Consider the following 23702-nt stretch of genomic DNA (forward strand, 5'->3'; position numbering starts at 1 on the left):
GTCCAACTCACGCAAAGTGGTTGACGAAAGTTAGCTAGAAGCGTCAACAAGCGTTTACGGCGAGCAATTAGACGCTGGTGGCAAACGCGGAAACCGCGGCGACGCCGGGGTACTACAACCCCAGTAGACGACCGTCAATTTACGTTCAACGCTGAATCTATTTTGCCGTTTCGTGTGCATCCAGGAACTGAATAGCCCATGATGTCCGAGACGTACTCGTAGATTGCTGGGATTTGTGTCTCAGGTCACACAGGGAGCCGTATTGATCGCCGTAGCCGCCACCGCTCTGAGCTGCGTTTGTGCGGGCCACCTGCGATGACCACACAGGACGAGCACCGCGCCACCACTGATGGCGTCGCGGCGATCCAGGATTGGACGACCGGATACGTCAAGCGTCACCCTCTTGAATCACTCAAGACGGTCGGCGAGCAGTTCATGCTGGGCGTGCGCACCATCCAGTGGTTCTTCGTCGACTTGTTCACCGGCCAGTTCCAGTGGCAGGAGTTCGTCAGGCAAGGCGCCTTCCAAGCCGGCACCGCCGTGGTGCCCGTCATCCTGGTGACCCTGCCCATCGGTGTCACACTGTCGATCCAGTTCGCCCTGCTGGCGGGCCAGGTGGGTGCGACCTCGCTCGCCGGCGCCGCCAGTGGCATCGCCATCATCCGGCAGGCCGCCTCGCTCGTCGCCGCACTCCTCATGTCCGCGGCCGTTGGCTCGGCCATCACCGCCGACCTGGGCTCCCGCACCATGCGCGAGGAGACCGACGCGATGGAAGTCATGGGCGTCTCCGTCATCCGCAGGCTTGTCGTCCCGCGGTTCGCCGCCGCCATCATGATCGGTGTCGCGCTGACGGGTGTCGTCTGCTTTGTGGGGTTCCTGGGCGCCTACCTGTTCAACGTCTACTGGCAAAACGGCGCACCCGGCAGCTTCGTCTCGACGTTCTCGGCCTTCGCCACCCCCGGCGACATGATCCTGGCCGTCTTGAAGGCGATCATCTACGGCGCCATCGTGGCGGTGGTGGCCTGCCAGAAGGGTCTGTCCACCAAGGGCGGCCCGATCGGTGTGGCCAACTCGGTGAATGCCGCCGTCGTCGAGTCGATCCTGCTGCTGATGACCGTCAACCTCGCCATCAGCCAGCTCTACATCATGATGTTCCCGCGGACGGGGCTGTGACATGACCGCATCAACTTATGTACCCCCGATTGCACGGCCCTTCGTCGGTATCTACAACAAGGCCCAGAAGCCGATCACTCGGCTGGGTCACATGGTGGCCTTCTTCTTCCGCGCGATTGCCGGCGTCCCGATCGTGCTGCGCCACTACCGCAAGGAGTTCCTGCGGCACCTGTCCGATGTCGCCTGGGGCAACGGCTCTCTCGTGGTCGGTGGTGGTACCGCCGGCGTCATGATTGTCCTGGGCATCATCGCCGGCGGGCTGGTGGCCATCGAGGGCTATAACTTCCTGGACCTGCTCGGGCTGGGGCCGGCGACCGGCATCATCTCGTCACTGGTGAACACCCGCGAGCTCGCCCCGATCATGGCTGCCATCGCGTTCGCCGTACAGGCCGGCTGCCGTTTCACCGCACAGCTCGGTGCCATGCGCATCTCCGAAGAGATCGACGCCATGGACTCCATCGCGATCCGGCCCATCCCCTACCTGGTGACCGCCCGGCTGATGGCAGCCACGGTCGTCACCATTCCGCTGTATGTCGCCTGTCTCGCCGTCAGCTACCTTTCCTGCCAGATCATGGTGGGCATCATGAGCGGCGGCTCCATCGGCTCGTACCTGCACTACTTCGGTATCGGCGTGAGCGGTATCGACATCGTCTACTCCATCATCAAGGCCGTCATCTTCGTGTGGGTCGCCTCGACCGTCCAGTGCTATTACGGCTTCTACGCCAGCGGCGGTCCCGAGGGTGTGGGCGTAGCCGCCGGACACGCCATGCGCGCCGCCATCACCCTGGTGATCATCATCAACATGCTGCTCACCATGGCGCTCTGGAGCGTCGACGCCGGTGCGAGGTTGGGTGGCTAATGGCCGGGAATTCCTTTGAAACGGACGGCCGTGGGCCCTCCGAGAAGCTCCTGCTGGGGACCGGCCTCGCCATGATCCTGGTGGCCGCCCTGGTCACCGGTCTCATGCTGTTGAAGTCCACGGGACGTCTCAACGATTACATCCGCGTGGTTGCCGACCTCGTCAACGTCGGTGACGGCCTGCCGCAGAAATCTGATGTGAAGTACCACGGCGTGCTAGTCGGCGAGGTCGACAACGTCACACCGGCCGCCAACGGCCAGCCCAACCTCGTGCACATCAACCTCAGGCCGGAGTACGCCAAGTCCATCCCCAACACCACCACTGCTCGGGTGGTTCCCAGCAACGTGTTCGCGGTGTCCTCCGTGCAGCTGGTCGATCGCGGGCCCGGCGCCCCCATTCGCGAAGGCGCGCACATCGCCGAGGACACCCAGCTGCCCACAGTTCTGTTCCAGACCACGGTGAGCAAGCTGCGCGACGTCCTCGCCGCCACCGGCCGCGGTCGCGACGACAACTCCACCGGCATCCTGGCGGCCCTCGGAGCCGCCACCGACAACCGCCGCGTCAAACTGCTCACCGGCGGCGCCCAGCTCAACCGGCTCATCGCCCAGCTCAACGAAATCGTCGCCACCGACACCGGCCCATCCACCGTCAACGCCCTGCTGAACGCGACCGAAGGCCTCAAGCAGACCGCACCAGAGCTGCTCGACTCGCTACACAACGCCGTGAAACCGATGCAGACCTTCGTCGAGAAGCGCGAGCAGCTGACGGCCCTGGTGCACGGCGGTCTTAATACAGTGACCACCACCCGGCAGGCATTCGACAATCACACCGATCAGCTGATCGGTGTGACAACCGACCTGACGCCCGTCCTCGGCACCTTCGCCAACAACGCGCCCAAGTTCCAGATGATCTTCCAGAAGCTGACTCAGATGAGCCAGAAGTGGTTTGAGAATCCTTGGCTGTCCGATGTGGACACCGGCAACATGCGGGTGAACCTGTCCTTGACCCCCGGATACAGCTACACGCGGGCTGACTGCCCCCGGTACGGCGAGCTCAAGGGACCGAGCTGCTACACCGCACCCGAGCTCGTGGTGCGGCCCGATATGCCCGACGAGCTGCTGCCACAGAACTACAAGGTGCCGGCGGACGTGGCGCCGCCGCGCGGAACCGTGGTGGGCCCCAACGGAAATCTGGTCGCGGTGGGCCCGCCGTTGGTCGTGCCGCCGGGAGGCCCCAACCTGACCGACCCGAACCCGCCGCTGCCGCCGTGGCAGCCCTACCCATCACCCCGCGTTCCCGGCACCGCCGACCCCGAGGACGAAGGACCGCCACCGCACTCGCCTCCGATCCCGGCCGCACCGGTCGCCCCCGGCGCACGTGACGGCGGAGGTGCACCAATCGCGCCCGCGTCGTTCGGCGGGAATGTCGGCCCCATCGGCAGCAACGTCGAGCGTGGTCAGCTCAGCATGATCACGACCAAACCGGCCACGTCCTCCACACAACTGCTGCTCGGCCCGGTCGTACGCGGCACCACGGTGTCGCTTGCGAAGGAAGGTTCCCAATGAAGTTCCGTGGTCCGTTGATCGCGTTGACCGTCTTTATGGCGGTTGCGTTGGCGTTGACGTGGCTGGTGTATGCCACGTTGCGTCGCGATGTCGCGGGCGGCACCACCGCGTACTCGGCGATTTTCAGCGATGTGTACGGGTTACGCGATGGTGATGACGTCCGCATGGCGGGTGTGCGCGTGGGCCGCGTCGAGAAGATCGAGTTGGTCAACAACAACCAGGCGAAGGTCGATTTCGTCGTCCAGAACGACCAGAGGCTGTACGGCAACACCCTGGCCTCGGTGACGTATCAGAACATCGTGGGTCAGCGGTATCTGGGCCTGTCGATCGGTAAGACGGGCGATACCAATGTGCTTGCCGGCGGGACGACTATCCCGATGGAACGCACCGACCCGTCATTCGATGTGACCACGCTGCTCAATGGATATGAGCCGTTGTTCAGCACATTGTCCCCTGAACAGGCCGACAATCTCACCAAGGGTGTCATTCAGTCACTGCAGGGCGATCGGGCCTCGATCACGTCACTGGTGGATCAAACCTCCACGATGACAAAGACATTCGCGGGCCACGACCAGGTGTTGGGCAATGTGATCACCAGCCTCAGCACCGTGACGGGCAACCTGGCGCAGCAGAACGAGAGCCTCGATAAGACGATCACCAACACCCGCAAGGCAATCGCGGACTTCGACTCTCGCCGTCCCGAGCTGGTGTCCTCGGTGGGCTCGCTGGCCCAAACCCTGCGCCGCCTTTCGAAGATCACCGACGAAGTCAACCCCTCTCTCGACGAGCTCATCACTCGCCAGCCCGGGTTCGCCAAGCACATGGTCGAAATCGAACCGAAGCTGGCCTTCCTCGGCGGCAACCTGCCGCTGCTACTCAAGGGCTTGGCCCGCATCACCGAGAACGGCGCGTACGGCAATGCCTACATCTGCGACCTGAACATCACCGGCTTCTTCCCCGGCCTCAACGATGTCGTGCCGATCATCGTCAACGCGGCCACCCCCGGCAACGTCACGCAACACACCCCCCGATGCAGGAACATGGCCAATGGCTGAGCAATCCAGGTGGCAGAAGATCAAGAACCGACCGGTCGAGACCTACAACAAGACCTGGCTGGGGTTCATCGCGATCGCCGTGATCGGCGCACTCGTGGGCGGGATGCTGCTCATCAAGGCCATCGGCTTTGGGTACTCCACCTACACCGCCGAGTTCGCGCAGGCCGCGTCGCTGCGGGCGGGCCAGCCGATCACCGTGGCGGGCATTCCGATGGGGACTGTCACCAGGATGAAGCTGGTCGGCGATCACGTTGAGGCCAAGCTCTCGGTCAGCGATGACGTGAAACTGGGTAAGGACACCAAGGCCTCGATCCGGGTCACCACCATTCTGGGCTCCCGGTTCCTGGACCTACGTCCCGAAGGGCCGGGGTCGTTGCCCGGTAAGACGATTGACCTGGCGCACACCGAGGTCCCCTACGATCTGCAGGCCACGCTCAAGGATGTGACGAACACCTTCGACAAGGTTGATTTCGACAAGGTGGGACAGTCGCTGAGCATTCTGGGCAAGCAGCTCGACGGACTGCCCGAGGTGGTCCCGCAGGCCATGCAGAACATCCAGACCTTGTCCTCCATCATCGCGGAGCGCCGCGACCAACTCGGCACGCTACTCAAGAGCACCGAGAAGGTCACCAACACGCTGCACCGCCAGCAACAGGGCATCGGAACCCTGATCAACCAGGGCCAGAACCTGATCGGCGAATTCGTGGTGCGCCGCGGAACATTCCACGCCATGATGCAATCGCTCACCAACCTGGTCGAGGAGCTGAGCAAGATCGTCATCAAGGATCGGCCGCAGCTCGATGACATGCTCAAGACGTTGCGCCAGCTCACCGACATGCTCGGCCAGCACGACGACCTGCTGCGCAACATCTTGCAGATCGCTCCCGTGGCACTGCGTGGCGTCACCAACGCCACCGGTACCGGCAACGCCATCGAGTTCAACGCACCCAACGGTCTGGTCGTCGACTCCTGGATGTGCGCAATCAGCGGTCGCGCCAAGCAATTCGGCGAGATCCAGTACTTCAAGGACTGCAAATGAGTAGCGGGAAGGGTCGGGCCGTCGCGGTCATCGCGGCGATCGCGGTGGTCGTTGCGGCCATCGTGGGCGCGGGCGCGTATTACGTGAAGTCGAAGTTGGATCACATCACGCTGACCGCGCAGTTCGACAATGCGTCCGGGCTTTATGAGTCCAATGTGGTTGCGGTGCTGGGTATGCCGGTCGGCCAGATCAAGAAGATCACTCCGAGGTCGGGATATGTGGAGGTGGAGTTCACCGTCGACAAGGACGTGAAGGTGCCCGCCGATGTGCAGGCCGTCACGCTGTCGACGTCGATCCTGACCGACCGCCAGGTGGAGCTGTCCCCGCCTTATCGCGGCGGACCGACGCTCAACGACGGTGACACGATCGCGCTGGACCACACCAAGACTCCGGTCGAGTTCGACCGGGTGTTGGGTGTGCTCGACCAGCTGTCGGTATCACTTAAGGGAGATGGCAAGGGCCAGGGACCGGTCGGGGACATCATCAACGCGGCCGCCGGGGTGGCCGATGGTAACGGCGAGAAGATCAAGTCAGGTCTCGACGAGCTGTCCAAGGCGCTGCGGCTGAGCTCGGAGGGCGGCGTGACCACCCGAGAACAGCTGACCACCATCATCAAGAACATCAGCTCACTGTTCGACGCCGCGGCAACCAACGACGGAAAGCTGCGCGACTTCGCCTCCACGATCCACCAACTCAGCTCGGTCATCGACGACGAGGCGCTGGGCACAGGTACCACGGGTCGCAAGCTCAACGAACTGGTCAAGCAGGCCGGCGATCTCCTCGAAGGCAACCGCGACAACATCAAGGCCGCTGTCCTCAACGGGAATACGGCCCTGAAGACGGTGGTGGACAAACAACGCGATCTCTCCGAGGTCCTCGACATCGCACCCCTGGCTGTGGAGAACCTGTACAACATCATCGACCAGGACAACGGGGCATTGCGCGCACGGTTCCTCACCGACAAGCTGCTGTTCGAGAGCCAGACCGGCAAGGAGATCTGCAACATGATGGGCCTGCGCCAGTTGGGCTGCAGCACAGGAACATTGCAGGACTACGGCCCCGACTTCGGACTTACCTACGTGCTCGACGGGCTCGCGGCGATGGGGCAAAAGTAATGGCTACACGCAAGCGACTGATCACCAGGTTGACCAGCACGGCATCCGTATCCGTGCTGGCCGCCGCGGCGCTGTCGGGATGCGCAACCAACGGCCTGGGCGATCTGCCGCTGCCCGCTCCCGGTGTCGGATCCGGTGGCTATCACCTGACGGCCCTGTTCTCGAACGTCCTGAACCTCCCCAACAGCGCCAAGGTGAAACTCGCCGGCGCCGATGTGGGCCAGGTCGACGAGATGCGCGTGAGCAACTACACCGCCATCACCACGTTGCGCATTCTCGATGGCGTCCGACTGCCCAAGGGCAGCACCGCCGAGCTACGTTCCGCGACCCCACTGGGCGATGTCTTCGTCTCGATTCGCCCCCCAGCGGGTGCACCATCGGACGCACCGATCCTCAAGAACGGCGACACCATCGGCCTGGACTCCACGACCGCCGCCGCGACGGTGGAGTCGGTGCTGAGCTCTGCCGCGCTCGTCTCCAACGGTGGCGCCGTACGCAACTTGACCAATATCGTCAACGGTTTCGGTAAGGCGACCGGCGACCAGGGCCAGGCGTTCGGCGACCTGATCAAAGACTCGAATCGTCTTCTCGGGACCTTGAATTCGCGATCCTCGCAGATCTCGGAGGCGCTCACCCAGACCTCGCAGCTGGCCGATCAGCTGGACGCCAAGAACCAGACACTCACCGATATCGTCAAGGAGGCCGACCCGGCCACCGAGGCCCTCGCCGCCAACACCGCACAGCTTTCCCAGCTGATCCTGCAGATCGGTGACACCACCAGGCAGCTGCAGAAATTCCCGTCGATCGCAGGCACCGATACCAGTGGGCGGAGCGTCATCGGCGACGCGAATACCATTGCGCGGGCCTGGAATGAGATCGCGCAAGACCCGACCGTCGATATCAACAACCTCAACCGGCAGATCACCACGCTCATCAAGTCAACGCCGAGTAACGCGATCTCGGTGCGGGTCAGCATCGACCGGCTGATTCTCGGATCGATGCCGGATGCAGGTTTCAAGGGCGATCTCGGCTCACACGGCCCCAAGCGCTACAACTGGGCCCAGCTGGTCGGCTCCATGAAGTACACGCTCTGGCGTCTACAGGAACGCGTCGTCGGCAAGGGCGTATACGGCGAGAACGTTGAGATGCGGCCGAGCCCAACCGAACCTGGTGTGATCGAGCGTGTTCCACCGGGCCCGCCCGCACCTGCACCCTCGCCGCCGGGCGCTCCGGTACCGCCGCCCCCCGGACAGGCTGATCCCGCGTCGGCTCCGGCACCAGGACCCGCTCCCGGTCCCGCGCCCGGACCGGCCCCCGCGCCAGAGGTGATGAGCCAATGATCAACGCCATCGCCAACGGACTCGTCGGCACCGTCCGGGCCGGGCACCGAAAGAAGATGCTGCTCTCCGGCATCGCGCTGGGGACTGTGCTGCTCGTCGCGATCGCCTACCTCATGGTGGGCGCGTTGCGGGTCAGCCCCTTGGCGGGTACCTACCGCGTCATGGTGAAACTTCCGGAGTCGGGTGGTCTGCTACCTAACCAGGACGTGGCCCTGCGCGGCGTGCGGATCGGCTCCGTGCAATCGCTGGAGATCACCCAACAGGGCGTCAACGCTGTTGCCGAGATCCAGTCGAAGTACAAGATCCCCACCGCCGCCAAGGTGCGCGTCACGGGTCTCTCACCGGCCGGTGAGCAGTACATCAACTTCGAGGGCGTCTCGGACCAGGGACCGTTCCTGCACGACGGCAGTGTCATCGCCGAAGGTGCCCAGGTACCCGTCACGCTGGCCAAACTGCTCGCGGACGCCGACGGTCTGCTCGCACAGATAGAACCCAAGAAGCTTGAGCTCATCAAGAAGGAACTGAGCCTGAGCAAGGAAGGCCCGAAGAAGCTCACCGAGATCATCGACGGCGGTACCTTCCTGCTCAACACCCTCGACTCGGTGCTGCCGGAGACCACCAGCGTCCTCAAGACCAGCCGAGTGGTGCTGACCCTTGCCGCCGACAAGAACTCCGGTATCAAGGCCACCGCGGACAGCCTGGGCCGAGCCCTGCGCGGTATCGACAAGATGCAGAACGGGTACCGCAAGCTCGTCGACCAGACCCCCAAGACGCTGGGCGCGGTAGACAACCTGTTCGCCGACAACTCCGACACCATGGTCACCCTGCTGGGCAACCTCGCCACCGCGTCGAAGCTGCTCTACCTGCGCGTTCCGGCACTGAACGCACTGTTCCCCACCTACCGCGGTTCGGTGTTCGACGCCCTCATGAGCATCATGCACGACGGCGGCATCTGGGCCACCGCCGATCTGTACCCGCGCTACGTGTGTGACTACGCGACACCGAGGCTGCCACTGTCGGCCGCCGACTACCCGGAGCCGTTCCTCTACGCGAACTACTGCGCGGATGAGGATCCGGCGGTCCTGATCCGCGGCGCCAAGAATGCGCCGCGACCAGCAGGGGACGACACCGCCGGACCACCCCAGGGAGCCGATATGGGCCAGAAGGCCGATCCGACACCAAAGGGCAGGTTCCAGGTACCCACCCCATATGGTGGACCGACACTGCCGATCGAACCGCCGCGTTGATGCCTGACCTGCGATCCAGATTCAAGGAGCCACTACCGTGGTCACTATGACCAAAGAAGACGTCGATTCCACAAACGACGCCTCCGCGAAAAAAGCGGACAAGGACGCCGTCGACTCTGCTGCGGAGACGGATGCCACCGAGACCGAGGTCGAGGACGTCGAGCCGACGGCTGTGTCTGATTCGGAGGCACCTAGCTCGGACGACGCGAAGAGCAGCGCCGCGGGGTTGACTTGGGTACGTTATGCCGTCGTCGGCGCCGTTTCGGCGATTCTGATCGGCGCGCTCGTGTTCTCGGGTGTCGTCGGCTGGAAGGTATGGCGGCAGCACCAGATCGATGCGGCAGGACAGCAGGCACAAGCCATCGCCGTCCCGTACACCGAGATCTTGACCAGCATCGACACCAACAGCGTGGACGAGAACTTCCGGCAGATCCTCAACGGGTCCACCGGCGAACTCAAGAACGAGTTCACCAAGGCCAGCGTGCAGCTGCGTCAGCTGCTGGTCGACAACAAGGCTGCCGCGCACGGCAAGGTCGTGAACTCGGCGATCCAGTCCCAGTCTCCGGACAAGGTCGTGCTGCTGATGATGGTGGACCAGAGCATCACCAACACCCAACGGCCCGATCCGCGCGTCGACCGGAGCCGGATGAGAATCACGATGGAAAAGATCGATGGCCGTTGGCTAGCGAGCAAGCTCGAGTACCTGTAAACCGCCGGAAAGGTAATTCATGCGGATTTCTAAGCTCTTCGCCAGGCGGGTAGTCCGAGGGGTTGCCGGGGCGGTTGTCGCTGCAGTGGCGACCGGTACCGCACTCAGCGGCGCGCCGCTGGCGGCAGCGTCGGCGCAGTCCTTCTGTGGCGAGCTCGGCGGCAACTTCGACGGGCTGTACTGCCGTACGGTGGTGTCCTCGCCGCGTAAGGCCGATCGCGATATCAAGGTCGCCATCCCAGAGTTTGTGGATAGCAACCCCGAGGTCCACGAGTACCTGCGCAATCTGTACAACAATTGGAAAGCCAAGGGTTCTGACATGATTCAGGACAGCTATGGCGAAGAGAACTTCCAGGTGTTTAACCATGGCAGCACCACGTCGATCGTGTTCCATGAGGACTACCACGCCAACGGCCCGCAGGTGAACAACGCATACCGGACCTTCAACTATGACGGCGGTAAGCGAATCATGCTCAAGGACATCTTGAAGGGGGGCGACCTGGGTGCCATTCCACCGATCGCCGAGCCGTTCATCATCGAGGCGCTGGACCGGTCGGCACCGGGGCACACCCCGCAGACCTACCCGTTCACGCCCGACCGCTGGACCCCGGACAAGGTGTACTCCGGTGCGTACAAGGCGTGGGCGCTGACACCGGATGAGCTGATCATCTACATGCCGGATTACCCTGTGGCGCACGACTATCCGATCGACTACTCCCCCGGCCAGCGGGTGTACTCGATGGATGGCGGCAGCGTGGAGGCGCATATCCCGATCGGCGCCATCGCACCGATCCTCCGACCCGGATATGGCGGGTAGTCGACGACCCGGACGGCCAACCGGACCCGGCGTCGATGTCGAACGGCGACGTGAAGAACTGCTCGACGCGGCCGAGCGGGCGGTCAGAACGGGCGGACCGCAGGTAGGGCTTGCCGAGGTGGCTCGGCAGGCTGGATTCGTCAGGTCGGTCGTATATGCCATCTTTCCCAGCCGGGCATCCTTGCTGACGGCGTTGAGCCAACGGCACGCGGCTCAGATCCTCGTCAAAACGGGAAAGAAAACTCCGAGCGACGCGACCGACCGCCAACGCCTCGCCGCCTTCATCGACTCTCTCTGCGAATGGATCGAAGAGGAACCCGAGCTCTATCGAATGCTCGGCGGGCAAGCGTTCGTCGGCGACGACGATACCCACGGCCTCTTCGAGCAGCTGGCCGATAGCGCGGAGCTGCTGCTCACCATGAATCTCTCAGCCCAGAACTCAGAGACCGCTGCCGCCGGTCCCTGGTCGCGCGCCATGATTGGGGCGGTGGCGGCCTCGACGGCATGGTGGCGCCGGACCGGCACGATGTCGAGGGCCGATCTCGTCGAGCATCTGACGGTCATGTGCTGGGAGGGCGGGGCACGACTTCCGTTATTCAACGGGCCCCTTCGCGACAACCCTTGACACCTACACCTTAAACAGACAGGCTGTCGGTTATGACCGTAACTGACAGCCTGTCTGTTTCATCCCCTGCGCTGGTCACTCCCCCAGCCCTGCCCGACCACGGCGCTCCCTCCCGCTTCTGGGAAAGCATTCGCGGCGAGGAAGATCTCGCCGTCACCGAGATCACCGGCACATTGCCGCCCGAGCTCACCGGAACGCTCTACCGGAATGGTTCGGGGCGTTGGAACATTGGCACTTCCCAGGTCAAGAGCCTGTTCGATGCTGATGGCATGGTGAGCGCCTTCATCCTGGACGGCACCGGAGTCCACTTCCGCAACAGGTTCGTGCGCACCAAGCACTATCTGGAAACCACCAAGGCCGGGTCGATGGTCAAGCGTGGATTCGTCTTCCAGCGCCCTGGTGGCGCCATCCGGAACTTCGGACGGATGCCGGCAAATACCGCCAACACCAGCGTGATGCTCGAATCGAACTCGTTGCTGGCACTGCACGAAGGCGGCCGGCCGCATCGGCTGGACCTGGACACCCTCAACACCATTGGAGCATGCAGCCTGGGTGGCGCCCTGCAGGGTCCGGTGGGCGCCTACTCGGCGCACTACACCTATGACCCAATCAAGGAGAGCTACGTCAACTTCGGCATCGACCCCTTCTACCCCCGCATCGATCCCGCCTGGATACGCACGGCACCCAACGGCGCGGAGCGGGTACGCAGAATCAGGGAGCTGGCGAGCGAAGCGATTCCGCGTCTTAAGTTGCGGCTCTACGAGACCGATAAGTACGGACAAACCCACTACGTCCGGTCGGTACCGCTGCCCGGGTTGACGCGTATCCCGTTGATCCACGACATGGCGTTGACGCCGCGGTACGCGATATTCACCGCTTCGCCCTACCGGATCGACCCTCGCGCGCTGTTCGGCGGTGTCTCGATGTGGGACTCGATGAGCGTCAAAGAGGGTGAACCGACCTATCTCATCCTCGCACCGCGCGACGGCGGCAAGGTACGGGTGATCGAGACCGATCCGTTCTATTCATGGCACTACACCAACGCCTTCGATGACGGAGCCGATGTCGTGGTGGAACTGGCCCGGCTCTCCCTCGCGACGTTGCCCGGGATGAAGCGCTGGGGTGCGGATACCCGACTGGACATGAAGACCGTGTACGACGGCCTGACCAATACCGAACGTGACGACGCCGTACGCATCACCCGACTGCGTATCAGCGGCTCAGGCCATGTCACCGAGGACGTGGTGACGGACCTGGCGTGCGAGTTCCCTCAATTCGACCAGCGCCGTTCCACCCAGCATCACAACATCACCTACGTGGCGGTGCAGAGTGCCGACGACACCCAGGGCGCGGGTATCGCGCGAATCGACCACCGGACCGGAGACACTCAAAAGTATTGCCCGCCAGGAAATGCACTGGTCGAGCCGACCTTCATTCCGCGCAGCGCCGATGCCGCCGAAGAGGACGGATGGGTGCTGACGGTGGGTTACGAAGAAGCCTCACACCGCAGTCGGCTGATGATCTTCGACGCCGCACATATAGATGCGGGACCGACCGCCGAGGCATGGCTGCCCTTCCACGTGCCGATGAGCTATCACGGCGTCTTCACAGATCGGATCGCCAAACACTAGGGCCGGGGCCGGCGGTGCTGGAGCCTGTCGCTCACTCGACCCGTTCCAGCACCGCGCTTGCACCATGGCCGCCGGCCGCGCAAATCCCCAGCAGCGCAATGCCCTTACCGGTGAGTGCCAGCTCGTTTGCCATGGTGGTGACCATGCGAGCGCCGGTGGCGCCGAATGGGTGACCGATCGACACCGAGCCACCGTGCACATTGACCTTGTCGATATCGGGAGTGCCCACAGCCTCGGAGCGCCCCAGCCGGTCGGCCGCCCACTTCTTGGAGCCGAGCGCCTCCAGTACCGAAAGCGTCTGCGCGGCAAAGGCTTCGTGGATATCGAGGTAGTCGACGTCGGCGAGAGTCAGCCCCGCCTTCTCCAGCGCGCGCGGCATCGAGATCGCCGGTCCGATCAGCACCTCGTCGGCCGGGTCCACGCTCACATAGCTCCACGACCGGAAGGCCGCGAGCGGCCGCAGACCCAGCGCATGCGCCTTCTCTTCGCTCATGAGCAGCACCGCGGCCGCACCGTCGGTGAGTGGGCTGGCATTACCGGCGGTCACGGTGCCGTCGCGGTTGAAAACCGGCTTAAGCGTGGCCAGCTTTTCAACGCTGGTGTTCTCGCGGACCAAGCCATCGCGTGTGACGCCGTTGACGGGGATGACCTCGCGGTCGAAGCGCCCCGACTTGATGGCAGCGGCGGCGCGATGGTGTGACCGGACCGCGAACTCGTCCTGCGCCTCACGGGTGATGCCGTGGATCTTCGCCATCTTGTCGGCCGACTCCCCCATCACCTCGCCGGTGGTGCGCTCCTCGATCTTGGGGCGGCGCGGCAGCAGCCCGGTGAACGGGGCGAGGCTCAGTGCGGCGTCGAGGTAGTCCTTTGGTTTGGGCTTGCCCAGTGCCAGCGGAGCGGCGGCATGAATGAGCTTCTGCGGCAAGTTGACTCCGGCGTTGGACGTGGAGTCCGATCCGCCGGCGATCATGACGTCGTATTCACCGCGCTCGATGGCCGCAGCCGCCGTGGTGATGGCCTGCAGGCCGGAGGCGCAGGCACGGGTCACGGTGTGTCCCTCGACGCCGTGGCCGAGCTTCAGGTCGAGTGCGATCTCACGGGCGATGTTCGGCGCACCGGCAGGCAGAATCACCCCACCCCAGACGATGGCCTCGATCTCGTTCGACGAGATCTTGGTGTTGTCGAGCAGACCGCGTACGGCCTCGTCGGCCAGCGCGATGGTATCGATGCGGGTGAAGTCGCCGAAGGCACGAACGAACGGGGTACGCGCGCCCGCGACGATGACGGCGCGACGCTTGGCAGGAGCAGTCATGGCGGCGAGCTTACTCGCGAGTCAGTTGCCCGTTTACGCGGGTGCATCGAGCGTAAACATTGGTACTGATCGCACGGTCAGGACGCCAGATCCCTCGCAAGCTTGGACGCACCCAGCGCCATAAAACCGCCGGTGAATGTCGCCCAGAAGAGCGCCGCCGGTCGCGGCAGATCGCCACGCACCACATGAGCGACACCGTGCGTGGTGTCGATGGTGTCGACCATCAGCGCCAATCGCTGCCACCGCGACCGCTCCGACTCGGGACACGTCAGATACCCCACACCCAGGGCTATCGCACGCGCACCAAATACCCTTGTCACATAGGACAATTCAGGGGTCGTCGGCACATGACTCAATCGTGCCATCAATTGCGGGACCGCCAAACCGGCAATCCCCGAAGCCACACGTCCGACCGCAATTCCTCGTAATGCCGTATTGAGACTCATGTCGGCGATGCTGCCAGCGTGACGCACTCCTGACACTGCCAACCGGTGCCAGATCCCGCCCGATCCCTGCCAATTCACCCGACGACGCCGCCGGGCCGCTGTCCGGGCATCGGTCCCCAGCAGCGGCCTGGCAGCTTCACTCTCGTGCGGGCTACGTGCCCACGCCGGGACTGGCCGAGCCGTCCGCGGTGTAGGACTTGGCACCGGTCCCGGCCAGCTGGCCGCCCTCGACTATCAGGTACTCGTCGCGAATGGGCCGCCGCTCAAAGAAGTCCTCGAGAATCTCCCGGGTACCCGCGGCATACCGCGCCTGCGCCGACAGGGTGGTACCGGAAACGTGTGGTGTCATCGCTTCGTGCGGCATGGTGCGCCACGGGTGATCGGAGGCCGGCGGCTGCGGGTACCAGACGTCACCGGCGTAACCGGCGAGCTGTCCACTACGCAGGGCATCGACCACCGCATCGCGGACCGTGATCTCGGCGCGTGCGGTGTTCACAATGTACGAACCGCGGCGCATGGAGTTGATCAGATTCGCATCGAACAGATGGTAGGTCTGCGGGTGCAGCGGGGCGTGGATGTCGACGATGTCGACAGAGCTCACCAACGATTGCACATCCGGGTGGTAGATGAGTCCGAGCTCCTGCTCCACCTCGGCGGGCAACCGGCGGGTGTCGAAGTAGTGCAGCCGCACATCGAACGGCTTGAGGCGGCGCATCACGGCCTGGCCGATGCGCCCGGCCGCGATGATTCCGACGTCGAATCCCTCAAGGTCATAGGCCCTTTCGACGCTGTCTGCGATGTTCCAGCCTCCGTCGACGACCCACTGGTGCGACGGCAGGTAATTACGCACCAGCGCAAGGATCTGCATGACGGCGTGCTCTGCGACGCTGATGCTGTTGCAGTAGGTGACCTCGGCAACGGTGATGCCGGCCTTGATGGCCGCATCCAGATCGACGTGGTCCGAGCCGATACCCGCCGTTAACGCCAGTTTGAGCTTGGGCGCCTTGGCAATTCGTTCCGCACTGAGGTAGGCGGGCCAGAAGGGCTGGGAGATAACGATATCTGCGTCGGGCAGCTCCTTCTCGAACACCGAGTCGGGCCCGTCCTTGTCGGAGGTGACCACCAGCTCATGGCCCTGTGACTCCAGGAAGCGACGCAAGCCGAGTTCCCCGGATACACATCCAAGCAGTTCACCCGGGTTGAAGTCGATGGCCTCCGGCGTGGGCAAGGTCTGCCCGTCCGGATAGCCGCCGATGACCGGAATCGAATCTCGGGCGTATACGGGCGGATAGCCCGTCACCGGGTCGGGGTAGAGCACACACAAGATCTTCGCCATGACCACTCCTCTGCGGCAGTCCTGTGGGCCGCCAGTTCTTCTGATGCAGATGGCTTTTCAGCTATCCGATGCGTCCTTGTCGACGCACTCTCAGTTTCCGGCCCAGGATGGTCGGGTGTCCAAGACCAAGTTCCGACCGCCCCATAGGCGGAACCGATCAGGGCAGGTCGAGCGCCGCAGTGGTCTGGACCAGTGCACGCGCAAGCAACGACGCGGGCTCACCCGCGGCACGCACCAGCGCCACTGGCGAGCCCAGCGTCGGTACCTGTAGTTCCACCGTTCGAGTTCCTGTCGGCGCAGGCACGGTGGCGAACCAGGTCCGTGCGACGATCGCCGCCCAGCGACCCGTGCCGACGAGGGCCAGCAGGGTGGCGACGGAGTCGGCCTCCAAACGTGGCGATACCGTCAGCCCATGCTCGGCGGCCGCCTCGTCGATCCGGTCGCGATCACGCATACCCTTGTGCAGTAAGCACATTGGCAGGCTCAACGCCTCCGACCAATCGATCGGATCGGAGGCGTCACGCAACAACCCCTCACCGGCCACCAGCACATAGCGTTCCTCGTAGAGACGGGTCACCTCCAGCCCTTCGGTCTGTAACCCGTCGTCGTAGACCACGCCCGCGTCCAGCTCAAACCGGCGGATGCGATCCAGGATCTCGGCGGATCGCAGGCTGGACTCGATCCGTACCCGCACCAACGGGTGCTCACCGCAAAACGCATCGGCCATGAGCGCGACACGGGTCGCAGCGCCGGGTACCACGCCCAGCCGCAGTTCACCGGTGAGTCCGCTGCGCAACGCCGTCACCTCATGCTCCAGCGCATCACGGTCCGCGAGAATCCTTCGGGCCCAAAGGACCAAGCGGTCTCCCTCCGGGGTTAGTCCCTCAAAGTTCGACCCGCGCAATACCAAGGGGACACCCAGCTCGTGTTCGAGCTTGCGGATGGCCTCCGATAGCGCCGGCTGGGAGACGTAGCACGCCGATGCCGCACGGGCGAAGTGTCGTTCCCGCGCCAGCGCCACAAAATATTCGAGCTGACGGAACTGCATGGCTCGTTCTACCACGGGTGATCGGGTCTGCCTATCGACTCAGCGGCGACATCTCTTGGACAGGCACGCCCGGCGGCTCACACTGATCCTGTATCGCGGCCTCGACACCGTGATTGGCGTCGCCGCCGGGGTTGCCGCCGCCGTACTCGTCGGCAAGCCGAGAGCTACAGGATCTCGTCGATCGACTCGGTGGGGCGCGCCATCCGAGTGCCCTTCGCGGTCACCACGAAGGGACGCTGAATCAAGCGCGGATGCGCGACCATTGCGTCGAGCAAGGCGTCATCGGATGCGTTGGCGAGGCCGAGCTCCTTGTACTCCGCCTCGCCGGTGCGTGCCGCCTCGCGCACCGTCAGGCCCGCATCCTTGATGAGTGCCTTGAGCTGCGCCTTGGTGAGCGCATCGTCGAGGTACTTCACGACGGTGATATCGGCACCGGCATCCTCGAGCCGGGCCAGCGCCTGGCGGGACTTGGTGCACCGGGGGTTGTGGTAAATCGTCGCGTCCACAGCTTCAACTTACAGGTAGGGGTTCACGGCACGCCCGATACAGCGCGGGCCTGACGACCGCGCTGCCTCATTCCTACCGCTCACCCCCCGAGCAAATTCAGACTCGGCAGCTAGGCCGAAACCCCGACCGGTGCAAGACCATTGCGCTGACCACTTGTCAGCTTTCTGGAGAGGTTGAAGAACTTCTCCTAGATGGTTACGACCAATTTCCCGCTCGCGCTCCCGGCTTCCATAGCGGTATGCGCCTCGACGATCTGGTCGAAGGTATAAACACGATCGATAGGAATGTGGGTGTTGCCGGAGGCTGCGCCGTCGAGATACTCCTGCAGGACGTGTGCGGGCAGGTCGGCGGTGCCTCCGCCGTAGGAGGTCAGACGGACGCCCCGCGGGATGTAATCGATAGGGTAAAACTCATTGACTATCCACTGGTTGGACAGCATTCCGGTGAAGCACACCACCCCGTGAACGCGAGTGGCACGCAGGGTGTCCGGAAGCGTTGGTGTGCCAATGAGTTCCAGCGCGGTATCGACGCCGTCGGGCAGAATGTCTCGGACTTGGCGTGCGACCTGGCCGTCGTCAATGAGGACATGGTCGACACCGATCCCGACTAACGCGTCGGCCTTACCGGGGTTTCGCGTGGTGGAGAACACGGTCATATTGCGCTGTTTCGCCAGCACCGCAGTGGCCATCCCGATCGAAGAGGTGCCGCCCCGGATGAGAAGCGACTGACCGGCGCTGACGTCCAGTCCTACCGTCAGAGATCCGTACGACGTTTGCAGCATCTCGGGAACGGCACCCAGCGTGGCCCAGTCCAAGCCGCTGGAAAAGGCGGTCACCTGTGTAGCGGGCACACAGGTGTACTCGGCGTATCCGCCGTCGAACTCACGGCCCATGCCGCCCATCATGGCCATCACCTGCTGCCCGACCGCGAACTCACCGCCGGGGCAAGCTGCCACCACACCGGTGGCCTCGATACCGAGTACCCGCGGAAAGGTAACCCCTTCCGCCAGGCCCAAGCGGGTATGCAGTTCAGATCGATTCAAGCCGAAAGCTTTCACCGCAATGAGTACCCACCCGTTGACCGGTTCCGGGACCGGCAGCTCCCGGATCTTCAGGGCCTGCGGGGGTCCCGGGGCGTCCAGAACGATGGCCCGCATGGTGGTGGTCATGATGCCGTCCCATCCTTCACTGCTGTCTGTTCCGCGGCCGCGGCTTTGGTCAAGATCTTTGAGAACTGCTGCAACTCGCGAGCGGACAACACCGTCCCCAAGCGGCTCGAAAGTTCGTCCTCCAGGGACAATTTCGCCTTGGCCAGCAGGCGCCTACCGGACGAAGTCAACTCGATGGTCGAGGAGCGCCCGTCGTCTGGATTCGGTCGACGCCGGCAGTGATCGGAGCCTTCGATGCGGTCAATCAGCTTGCTGGTGCCGCCGACCGTGATTGACAGCTCGGTGGCAATGTCGTTGACCCGGCACGAGCCGCGCCGCCCGATGACGCGCATCGGCTCATACCGGCTCAGCGGCAGATCAAAATCGGCGCGCAGCCGTGCGTCCACGGCGTTCCACAAGCCGATTTCCCATCTGACCAACTCGCTGAACAACAGCTCCAGATCTGCCATGGCCCATCCTCTCAACCTACTACTGGATTCCATGGAATATAGCAGGCCGGTATGAGGCAGTGCATTCCGCGGAATGTAATTCGACTTGATGACCAGCGTCCGTCATTCGCTAGCTGAACCTCATCGACCTAGTGAACCAATGCCTTGAAATTGGCTGTACTGTAAGGGCTTCCAGTCCACTATCGACGGCGTTGATAAATCCCGAGGTGAGCGCTTCCGGGGCCTACTTAGCGATTCGTGCCGCGGGTCAGGCTGGGCATGATGACATCGTCCACCAGCGTCCGGACCGTGTTGGCTGTCGGTGACCGCACGGGCAGTAACGAGCGGAACACCAGATACCCCGGCAACAGATCCCAGAGTTCCTCGTTGACGGCGGCCGCATCGATCTCGCCCCGTTCGACAGCTGCGTTGACCACGTCATCGATCAACAACTTTCGCTGATCAATGAACTCCGTCCGAAACGCCTTGGTCAAGGCGGGATTTCGCGCGATCTCGTTCAGCAGACCGCGCATGACGGGCGTATTGCGCCGGACATCGGCGAGAGCATTGGTCCCGATCTGCAGCAGATCCTCGCGTAGTGAGCCGGTGTTAGGCCGGACGAGCTGGGCGCGCATCCCCTCGATGAAAGCCGCCAACACCAATTCCGCCTTCGACGGCCAACGCCGATAGATCGTGGCCTTGCTGGCTTTCGACTCGGCAGCGACTTCGTCGACCGATAGGCGGTCGTATCCGTGCTGCCGCAACAGACGCAGAGTGACCGCCAGCAGCTCCACCTCACGCGGAGTCCACTGAGGTGCCCGCCGCCCCTTAGCCCCCTTAGTCAACCCCGTTGACACAGCGCTCCTCATCAGAGTACGGTACCGTACCGTTCCACAAGAATCTTATCGGCTCGACCCGCTATCGGTACCCGATTGCGGTCTGCCGACTAGCGAGAGGGCGTGGGCGCTGGTGCAAGGTCGGTTCTGGAGTCTCCTCAAGCGGTGGTGGACATTGGCCGTCGCGGCCAGCGTGATAGCGGTGGTGGCCTTCGGCGTTACTCGCCTACACGGCGTATTCGGCTCGAACATCGAGCTGTCTCGCCCCGGCAATGAGGCCATGGAGAACACCAACTACAACCCCAAACGCGTCCTCTTCGAGGTCTTCGGCACGGCCGGAAGCACCGCAACCATCAACTTCCTCGATGAAATGGCACAACCGCACCGCGTCGACAATGCACCGCTGCCCTGGTCGCACGAGCTGGTTACCAACGACCCCACCCTGTTCGCCGATTTGCGCGCGCAGGGCAACGGTGACGTAACCGGTTGCCGCATTACCGTCGACGGCATCGTCAAGGACGAAAGGACCGTCACCATCGTGAACGGCTACACCACCTGCCTGGACAAGTCCGCATGAGTGCCGGTCACGCCCAAGAGTCACGGGCCGCCAGGATAATCCGCCGGCTCGCGGTGCCGATCGTCTTGTTCTGGGTGGCCATCGCGGCGGTGACCAACGCCGCAGTGCCGCAACTGGAAGTGGTTGGCGAAGAACGTTCTGCCCCACTGAACGCCGCCGATGCACCGTCCACCATGGCGATGAGGCATATCGGCAAGGTCTTTAACGAGTTCGACTCGGACAGCTCGGCAATGGTCGTCCTCGAGGGTGACAAACCCCTTGGCGCGCAAGCACATCAGTTCTACAACACGCTGGTGCAGCGGCTGAATGAGGACCGTGAGCACGTGCAGCACGTCGCCGACTACTGGGGCGATCCGATCACGGCGGGCGGTTCGCAAAGCAAGGACGGCAAGGCCGCGTACGTGCAGGTCTATGTCGCCGGCAATCAGGGCGAGGCGCTCTCCAATGAATCCGTCGATGCCGTACGGCGCATCGTGGCAGACACACCCGCCCCGGACGGGGTCAAGGCCTACGTTTCCGGCGAGGCCCCCACCATCACCGATCAGTTCGAGGTGGGCAACGCGGGCGCCGCCCAAGTCACGCTCATCACCTTCGCGGTCATTGCCATCATGCTGCTGATCGTCTACCGCTCGCTCGGCACCACGGCGCTGGTTCTGGCGACAGTCCTTGTGGAACTATCGGCAGCGCGCGGAATTGTTGCGGCACTAGGACACACGGGAGTCATCGGCCTGTCGACCTATGCCACGAATCTTCTGACAATGCTCGCCATTGCCGCCGGTACCGACTACGCAATATTTTTCGTCGGCCGCTACCAGGAAGCACGCTCAGCCGGTGAGGATCGTCTGGCCGCCTACCAAACGATGTTCAAGTCCACTGCTCACGTGATCATCGGATCAGGTCTGACCGTCGCGGGCGCGTTGCTCTGCCTGTCGTTCACGCGACTGCCCTACTTCCAGACCCTGGGTGTGCCTGCTGCGCTCGGGGTGCTGGTGACCCTGGCTGCCTCGCTCACCTTGGCCCCGGCCGTGCTGATAATCGCCAGCCGCTTCGGACTGATGGAGGCCAAACGTGCGATGCGCACGCGCGGTTGGCGCCGCATCGGCACGGCAATCGTGCGCTGGCCCGGCCCAATTCTCGTCGTCTCTTGCGTGGTGACGCTGATCGGACTGCTCGCGTTGCCGGGGTACAAGACCACCTACGACGGCCGCATCTACATGCCGAGCTCGGTTCCGTCCAACGTGGGGTATGCCGCAGCCGAACGTCACTTCTCCGTCGCGCGACTCAACCCCGAGCTTCTCATGATCGAGACCGATTTCGATATGCGCAATCCCGCGGGCATGGTCATGCTGGAACGCGTCGCCAAGTCCGTTCTGCATGCCCGTGGCGTGGCCCTGGTCCAATCGATCACCCGCCCTCTCGGGACGCCGATCACCCACTCCTCCATTCCATTTCAGATAAGTGCGTCGAGCGCCAGCCAGCTGATGAATCTCTCCCAGCAGCAGAACCAGGCCCTGTACCTGTCTCAACAGGCCGATCAGATGACGCAAACCATCGCTGTGCTGAGACAGCAACTGGCACTTCAGAAACAGAGCGCCGCGATCACGCACGAACAGACCCAGGGATTCCAGCAGACGGTGGCGGTCGCCCAGGACTTGCGCGACAAGATCGCGAACTTCGACGACCAGTTCCGACCCCTACGCAACTACTTCTACTGGGAACCACACTGCTTCGACATCCCCTTCTGCGCGGCGCTGAGGTCCGTCTTCGACGCCCTCGACGGTATCGACGAACTCGTCGATGCGCTCCAAACCGTCACCGGAAGCCTCAACAAGCTCGACGCTTTACAGCCCAAACTCGTGGATCTCATTCCACCCCAGATCGCGATACAGGAGAAGAACCGCGACCTGACCCAGTCCAACTACGCCATCAACAACGGCACCAATACGCAGAATGAGGAATCCACCCGCACCGCAACAGAGTTGGGCAAGGCTTTCGACGACGCGAAGAACGATGATTCGTTCTACCTGCCACCGGAGGCGTTCGATAATCCGGCGTTCAAACGCGGCATGAAGCTATTCATGTCCCCGGACGGCAAGGCCGCGCGCATGATCATCACCCATCAAGGAGATCCGCAGACCTCCGAGGGGATCGAACACATTGACGCGATAAAGGAAGCTGCCTTCGATGCCGTCAAGGCAACACCGCTGGCCGACGCCAAGATCTATGTGGCCGGAACCGCTTCGGCGTACAAGGACATCGCCGACGGCCAGAAATACGATCTGCTGATGGCCGCGTTGGCCTCGCTTGGCCTCATCCTGCTCATCATGATGTTCCTGACTCGCAGCCTCGTGGCGGCCATGGTCATCGTGGGGACGGTGGCACTGTCGCTGGCGGCATCATTCGGGATGTCAGTAGTGGTGTGGCAGTACATCTTCGGAATTCCGCTGTACTGGGTCATCTTCCCGCTGGCGGTCATCATCTTGCTGGCTGTCGGCGCAGACTACAACCTGCTACTGGTCTCCCGATTCAAGGAGGAAACCGGCGCAGGCTTGAAGACGGGCATCATCCGCGCCATTGCCGGCACCGGCGGGGTTGTCACCGCCGCCGGCCTGGTTTTCGCGGTGACAATGTCATCCTTCATCTTCAGCGATCTGCGCGTTCTTGGCCAGATCGGTACCACGATCGGCCTCGGACTACTCTTCGACACCCTCGTGGTGCGGTCGTTCTTGACGCCGGCGATAGCCACCTTGCTCGGCCGCTGGTTCTGGTGGCCCCTCAACATGCGCAGCCGCCCAATGTCGAATCCTTTTGGGCCGAAACCCTCCGGGACCGATGACGCCACCGGACCGATCTCCGTGCACGGCTGACG

At 63.4% G+C, this 23702-nt stretch carries 22 protein-coding genes; 14 read left to right on the forward strand and 8 right to left on the reverse strand.

Annotated features, from left to right (window positions below; translation table 11 throughout):
• The first annotated feature begins 315 nt into the window (after positions 1–315).
• Genes AB0H22_RS18800 through AB0H22_RS18855 form a run of 12 tightly spaced genes read left to right on the forward strand, consistent with a single transcriptional unit; the run spans position 316 to position 13175 of the window.
• Positions 316–1173 carry an ABC transporter permease gene (locus AB0H22_RS18800; RefSeq protein WP_180751167.1) on the forward strand — a complete coding sequence of 286 codons (858 nt, stop codon included), beginning with the start codon at positions 316–318 and terminating at the stop codon, positions 1171–1173.
• Between the two features lies 1 nt (position 1174).
• The gene (locus AB0H22_RS18805; RefSeq protein WP_180751166.1) at positions 1175–2032 is read left to right on the forward strand and encodes an ABC transporter permease; all 858 of its coding nucleotides are present in this window, start codon (positions 1175–1177) and stop codon (positions 2030–2032) included.
• The gene (locus AB0H22_RS18810) at positions 2032–3597 is read left to right on the forward strand and encodes an MCE family protein (RefSeq protein ID WP_180751165.1); all 1566 of its coding nucleotides are present in this window, start codon (positions 2032–2034) and stop codon (positions 3595–3597) included. Before AB0H22_RS18805 ends, AB0H22_RS18810 begins: the two co-directional genes overlap by 1 nt.
• Positions 3594–4652: an MlaD family protein gene (locus AB0H22_RS18815; RefSeq protein WP_180751164.1), complete on the forward strand. Its 1059-nt coding sequence runs from the start codon at positions 3594–3596 to the stop codon at positions 4650–4652. The genes AB0H22_RS18810 and AB0H22_RS18815 overlap by 4 nt, the downstream gene beginning before the upstream one ends.
• Positions 4645–5691 (forward strand): MlaD family protein, encoded by a 1047-nt coding sequence (locus AB0H22_RS18820; RefSeq protein ID WP_180751163.1) that lies wholly within the window; start codon positions 4645–4647, stop codon positions 5689–5691. The genes AB0H22_RS18815 and AB0H22_RS18820 overlap by 8 nt, the downstream gene beginning before the upstream one ends.
• The gene (locus AB0H22_RS18825) at positions 5688–6806 is read left to right on the forward strand and encodes an MCE family protein (protein WP_180751162.1); all 1119 of its coding nucleotides are present in this window, start codon (positions 5688–5690) and stop codon (positions 6804–6806) included. The genes AB0H22_RS18820 and AB0H22_RS18825 overlap by 4 nt, the downstream gene beginning before the upstream one ends.
• Entirely contained in the window at positions 6806–8146 is a 1341-nt protein-coding gene (locus AB0H22_RS18830) for an MlaD family protein (RefSeq protein WP_358148095.1), read from the forward strand. Before AB0H22_RS18825 ends, AB0H22_RS18830 begins: the two co-directional genes overlap by 1 nt.
• Positions 8143–9393, forward strand: coding sequence for an MlaD family protein (locus AB0H22_RS18835; RefSeq protein WP_180751160.1), 1251 nt, complete (start codon positions 8143–8145; stop codon positions 9391–9393). The genes AB0H22_RS18830 and AB0H22_RS18835 overlap by 4 nt, the downstream gene beginning before the upstream one ends.
• 37 nt (positions 9394–9430) lie before the next feature.
• The gene (locus AB0H22_RS18840; RefSeq protein ID WP_358148097.1) at positions 9431–10102 is read left to right on the forward strand and encodes a DUF3329 domain-containing protein; all 672 of its coding nucleotides are present in this window, start codon (positions 9431–9433) and stop codon (positions 10100–10102) included.
• Between the two features lie 19 nt (positions 10103–10121).
• Positions 10122–10919 carry an RsiV family protein gene (locus tag AB0H22_RS18845; protein WP_358148099.1) on the forward strand — a complete coding sequence of 266 codons (798 nt, stop codon included), beginning with the start codon at positions 10122–10124 and terminating at the stop codon, positions 10917–10919.
• A complete protein-coding gene (locus AB0H22_RS18850) occupies positions 10909–11544 on the forward strand; it encodes a TetR family transcriptional regulator (protein ID WP_180751158.1) in 636 nt (211 codons plus the stop codon). Before AB0H22_RS18845 ends, AB0H22_RS18850 begins: the two co-directional genes overlap by 11 nt.
• A gap of 32 nt (positions 11545–11576) precedes the next feature.
• Positions 11577–13175: a carotenoid oxygenase family protein gene (locus tag AB0H22_RS18855; protein ID WP_180751157.1), complete on the forward strand. Its 1599-nt coding sequence runs from the start codon at positions 11577–11579 to the stop codon at positions 13173–13175.
• A gap of 31 nt (positions 13176–13206) precedes the next feature.
• On the opposite strand, the gene AB0H22_RS18860 is transcribed toward AB0H22_RS18855, so the two are convergent.
• The 8 genes from AB0H22_RS18860 to AB0H22_RS18895 all read right to left on the reverse strand — a co-directional run bounded on the left by AB0H22_RS18860 (position 13207) and on the right by AB0H22_RS18895 (position 20289).
• A complete protein-coding gene (locus AB0H22_RS18860) occupies positions 13207–14487 on the reverse strand; it encodes an acetyl-CoA C-acyltransferase (protein WP_358148102.1) in 1281 nt (426 codons plus the stop codon).
• Positions 14488–14564: 77 nt separating this feature from the next.
• Positions 14565–14933: a hypothetical protein gene (locus AB0H22_RS18865; RefSeq protein ID WP_358148105.1), complete on the reverse strand. Its 369-nt coding sequence runs from the start codon at positions 14931–14933 to the stop codon at positions 14565–14567.
• Positions 14934–15084: 151 nt separating this feature from the next.
• Positions 15085–16269, reverse strand: coding sequence for an NAD-dependent formate dehydrogenase (locus AB0H22_RS18870; RefSeq protein ID WP_358148107.1), 1185 nt, complete (start codon positions 16267–16269; stop codon positions 15085–15087).
• A 157-nt stretch (positions 16270–16426) separates the two neighbouring features.
• Complete coding sequence (locus tag AB0H22_RS18875; protein WP_180751153.1) at positions 16427–17317, reverse strand: LysR family transcriptional regulator; 891 nt, start codon at positions 17315–17317, stop codon at positions 16427–16429.
• A gap of 164 nt (positions 17318–17481) precedes the next feature.
• Complete coding sequence (arsC, locus tag AB0H22_RS18880) at positions 17482–17823, reverse strand: arsenate reductase (glutaredoxin) (protein WP_180751152.1); 342 nt, start codon at positions 17821–17823, stop codon at positions 17482–17484.
• A 188-nt stretch (positions 17824–18011) separates the two neighbouring features.
• Positions 18012–18992 carry a zinc-binding alcohol dehydrogenase family protein gene (locus AB0H22_RS18885; protein WP_358148109.1) on the reverse strand — a complete coding sequence of 327 codons (981 nt, stop codon included), beginning with the start codon at positions 18990–18992 and terminating at the stop codon, positions 18012–18014.
• Positions 18989–19441 (reverse strand): MarR family winged helix-turn-helix transcriptional regulator, encoded by a 453-nt coding sequence (locus AB0H22_RS18890; protein ID WP_358148111.1) that lies wholly within the window; start codon positions 19439–19441, stop codon positions 18989–18991. The genes AB0H22_RS18885 and AB0H22_RS18890 overlap by 4 nt, the downstream gene beginning before the upstream one ends.
• 227 nt (positions 19442–19668) lie before the next feature.
• The gene (locus tag AB0H22_RS18895; RefSeq protein WP_358148114.1) at positions 19669–20289 is read right to left on the reverse strand and encodes a TetR/AcrR family transcriptional regulator; all 621 of its coding nucleotides are present in this window, start codon (positions 20287–20289) and stop codon (positions 19669–19671) included.
• Positions 20290–20389: 100 nt separating this feature from the next.
• On the opposite strand from AB0H22_RS18895, the gene AB0H22_RS18900 reads away from it, so the two are divergent.
• A complete protein-coding gene (locus tag AB0H22_RS18900; protein ID WP_180751149.1) occupies positions 20390–20833 on the forward strand; it encodes an MmpS family transport accessory protein in 444 nt (147 codons plus the stop codon).
• On the forward strand, positions 20830–23700 hold the full coding sequence (locus AB0H22_RS18905; RefSeq protein WP_358148116.1) for an MMPL family transporter: 2871 nt from the start codon (positions 20830–20832) through the stop codon (positions 23698–23700). Before AB0H22_RS18900 ends, AB0H22_RS18905 begins: the two co-directional genes overlap by 4 nt.
• The last annotated feature ends 2 nt before the right edge of the window (positions 23701–23702 follow it).

Origin of the sequence: Mycobacterium sp. NPDC050853 (genome assembly GCF_040653875.1) — a bacterium.
Taxonomy (GTDB): Bacteria; Actinomycetota; Actinomycetes; order Mycobacteriales; family Mycobacteriaceae; genus Mycobacterium.

Bases quoted from the DNA above. Each gene is read 5' to 3' on its own strand.
- AB0H22_RS18800 (WP_180751167.1), top strand. From the start codon at position 316: ATGACCACACAGGACGAGCACCGCGCCACCACTGATGGCGTCGCGGCG.
- AB0H22_RS18805 (WP_180751166.1), top strand. From the start codon at position 1,175: ATGACCGCATCAACTTATGTACCCCCGATTGCACGGCCCTTCGTCGGT.
- AB0H22_RS18810 (WP_180751165.1), top strand. From the start codon at position 2,032: ATGGCCGGGAATTCCTTTGAAACGGACGGCCGTGGGCCCTCCGAGAAG.
- AB0H22_RS18815 (WP_180751164.1), top strand. From the start codon at position 3,594: ATGAAGTTCCGTGGTCCGTTGATCGCGTTGACCGTCTTTATGGCGGTT.
- AB0H22_RS18820 (WP_180751163.1), top strand. From the start codon at position 4,645: ATGGCTGAGCAATCCAGGTGGCAGAAGATCAAGAACCGACCGGTCGAG.
- AB0H22_RS18825 (WP_180751162.1), top strand. From the start codon at position 5,688: ATGAGTAGCGGGAAGGGTCGGGCCGTCGCGGTCATCGCGGCGATCGCG.
- AB0H22_RS18830 (WP_358148095.1), top strand. From the start codon at position 6,806: ATGGCTACACGCAAGCGACTGATCACCAGGTTGACCAGCACGGCATCC.
- AB0H22_RS18835 (WP_180751160.1), top strand. From the start codon at position 8,143: ATGATCAACGCCATCGCCAACGGACTCGTCGGCACCGTCCGGGCCGGG.
- AB0H22_RS18845 (WP_358148099.1), top strand. From the start codon at position 10,122: ATGCGGATTTCTAAGCTCTTCGCCAGGCGGGTAGTCCGAGGGGTTGCC.
- AB0H22_RS18850 (WP_180751158.1), top strand. From the start codon at position 10,909: ATGGCGGGTAGTCGACGACCCGGACGGCCAACCGGACCCGGCGTCGAT.
- AB0H22_RS18855 (WP_180751157.1), top strand. From the start codon at position 11,577: ATGACCGTAACTGACAGCCTGTCTGTTTCATCCCCTGCGCTGGTCACT.
- AB0H22_RS18860 (WP_358148102.1), bottom strand. From the start codon at position 14,487: ATGACTGCTCCTGCCAAGCGTCGCGCCGTCATCGTCGCGGGCGCGCGT.
- AB0H22_RS18865 (WP_358148105.1), bottom strand. From the start codon at position 14,933: ATGAGTCTCAATACGGCATTACGAGGAATTGCGGTCGGACGTGTGGCT.
- AB0H22_RS18870 (WP_358148107.1), bottom strand. From the start codon at position 16,269: ATGGCGAAGATCTTGTGTGTGCTCTACCCCGACCCGGTGACGGGCTAT.
- AB0H22_RS18875 (WP_180751153.1), bottom strand. From the start codon at position 17,317: ATGCAGTTCCGTCAGCTCGAATATTTTGTGGCGCTGGCGCGGGAACGA.
- AB0H22_RS18885 (WP_358148109.1), bottom strand. From the start codon at position 18,992: ATGACCACCACCATGCGGGCCATCGTTCTGGACGCCCCGGGACCCCCG.
- AB0H22_RS18890 (WP_358148111.1), bottom strand. From the start codon at position 19,441: ATGGCAGATCTGGAGCTGTTGTTCAGCGAGTTGGTCAGATGGGAAATC.
- AB0H22_RS18895 (WP_358148114.1), bottom strand. From the start codon at position 20,289: ATGAGGAGCGCTGTGTCAACGGGGTTGACTAAGGGGGCTAAGGGGCGG.
- AB0H22_RS18905 (WP_358148116.1), top strand. From the start codon at position 20,830: ATGAGTGCCGGTCACGCCCAAGAGTCACGGGCCGCCAGGATAATCCGC.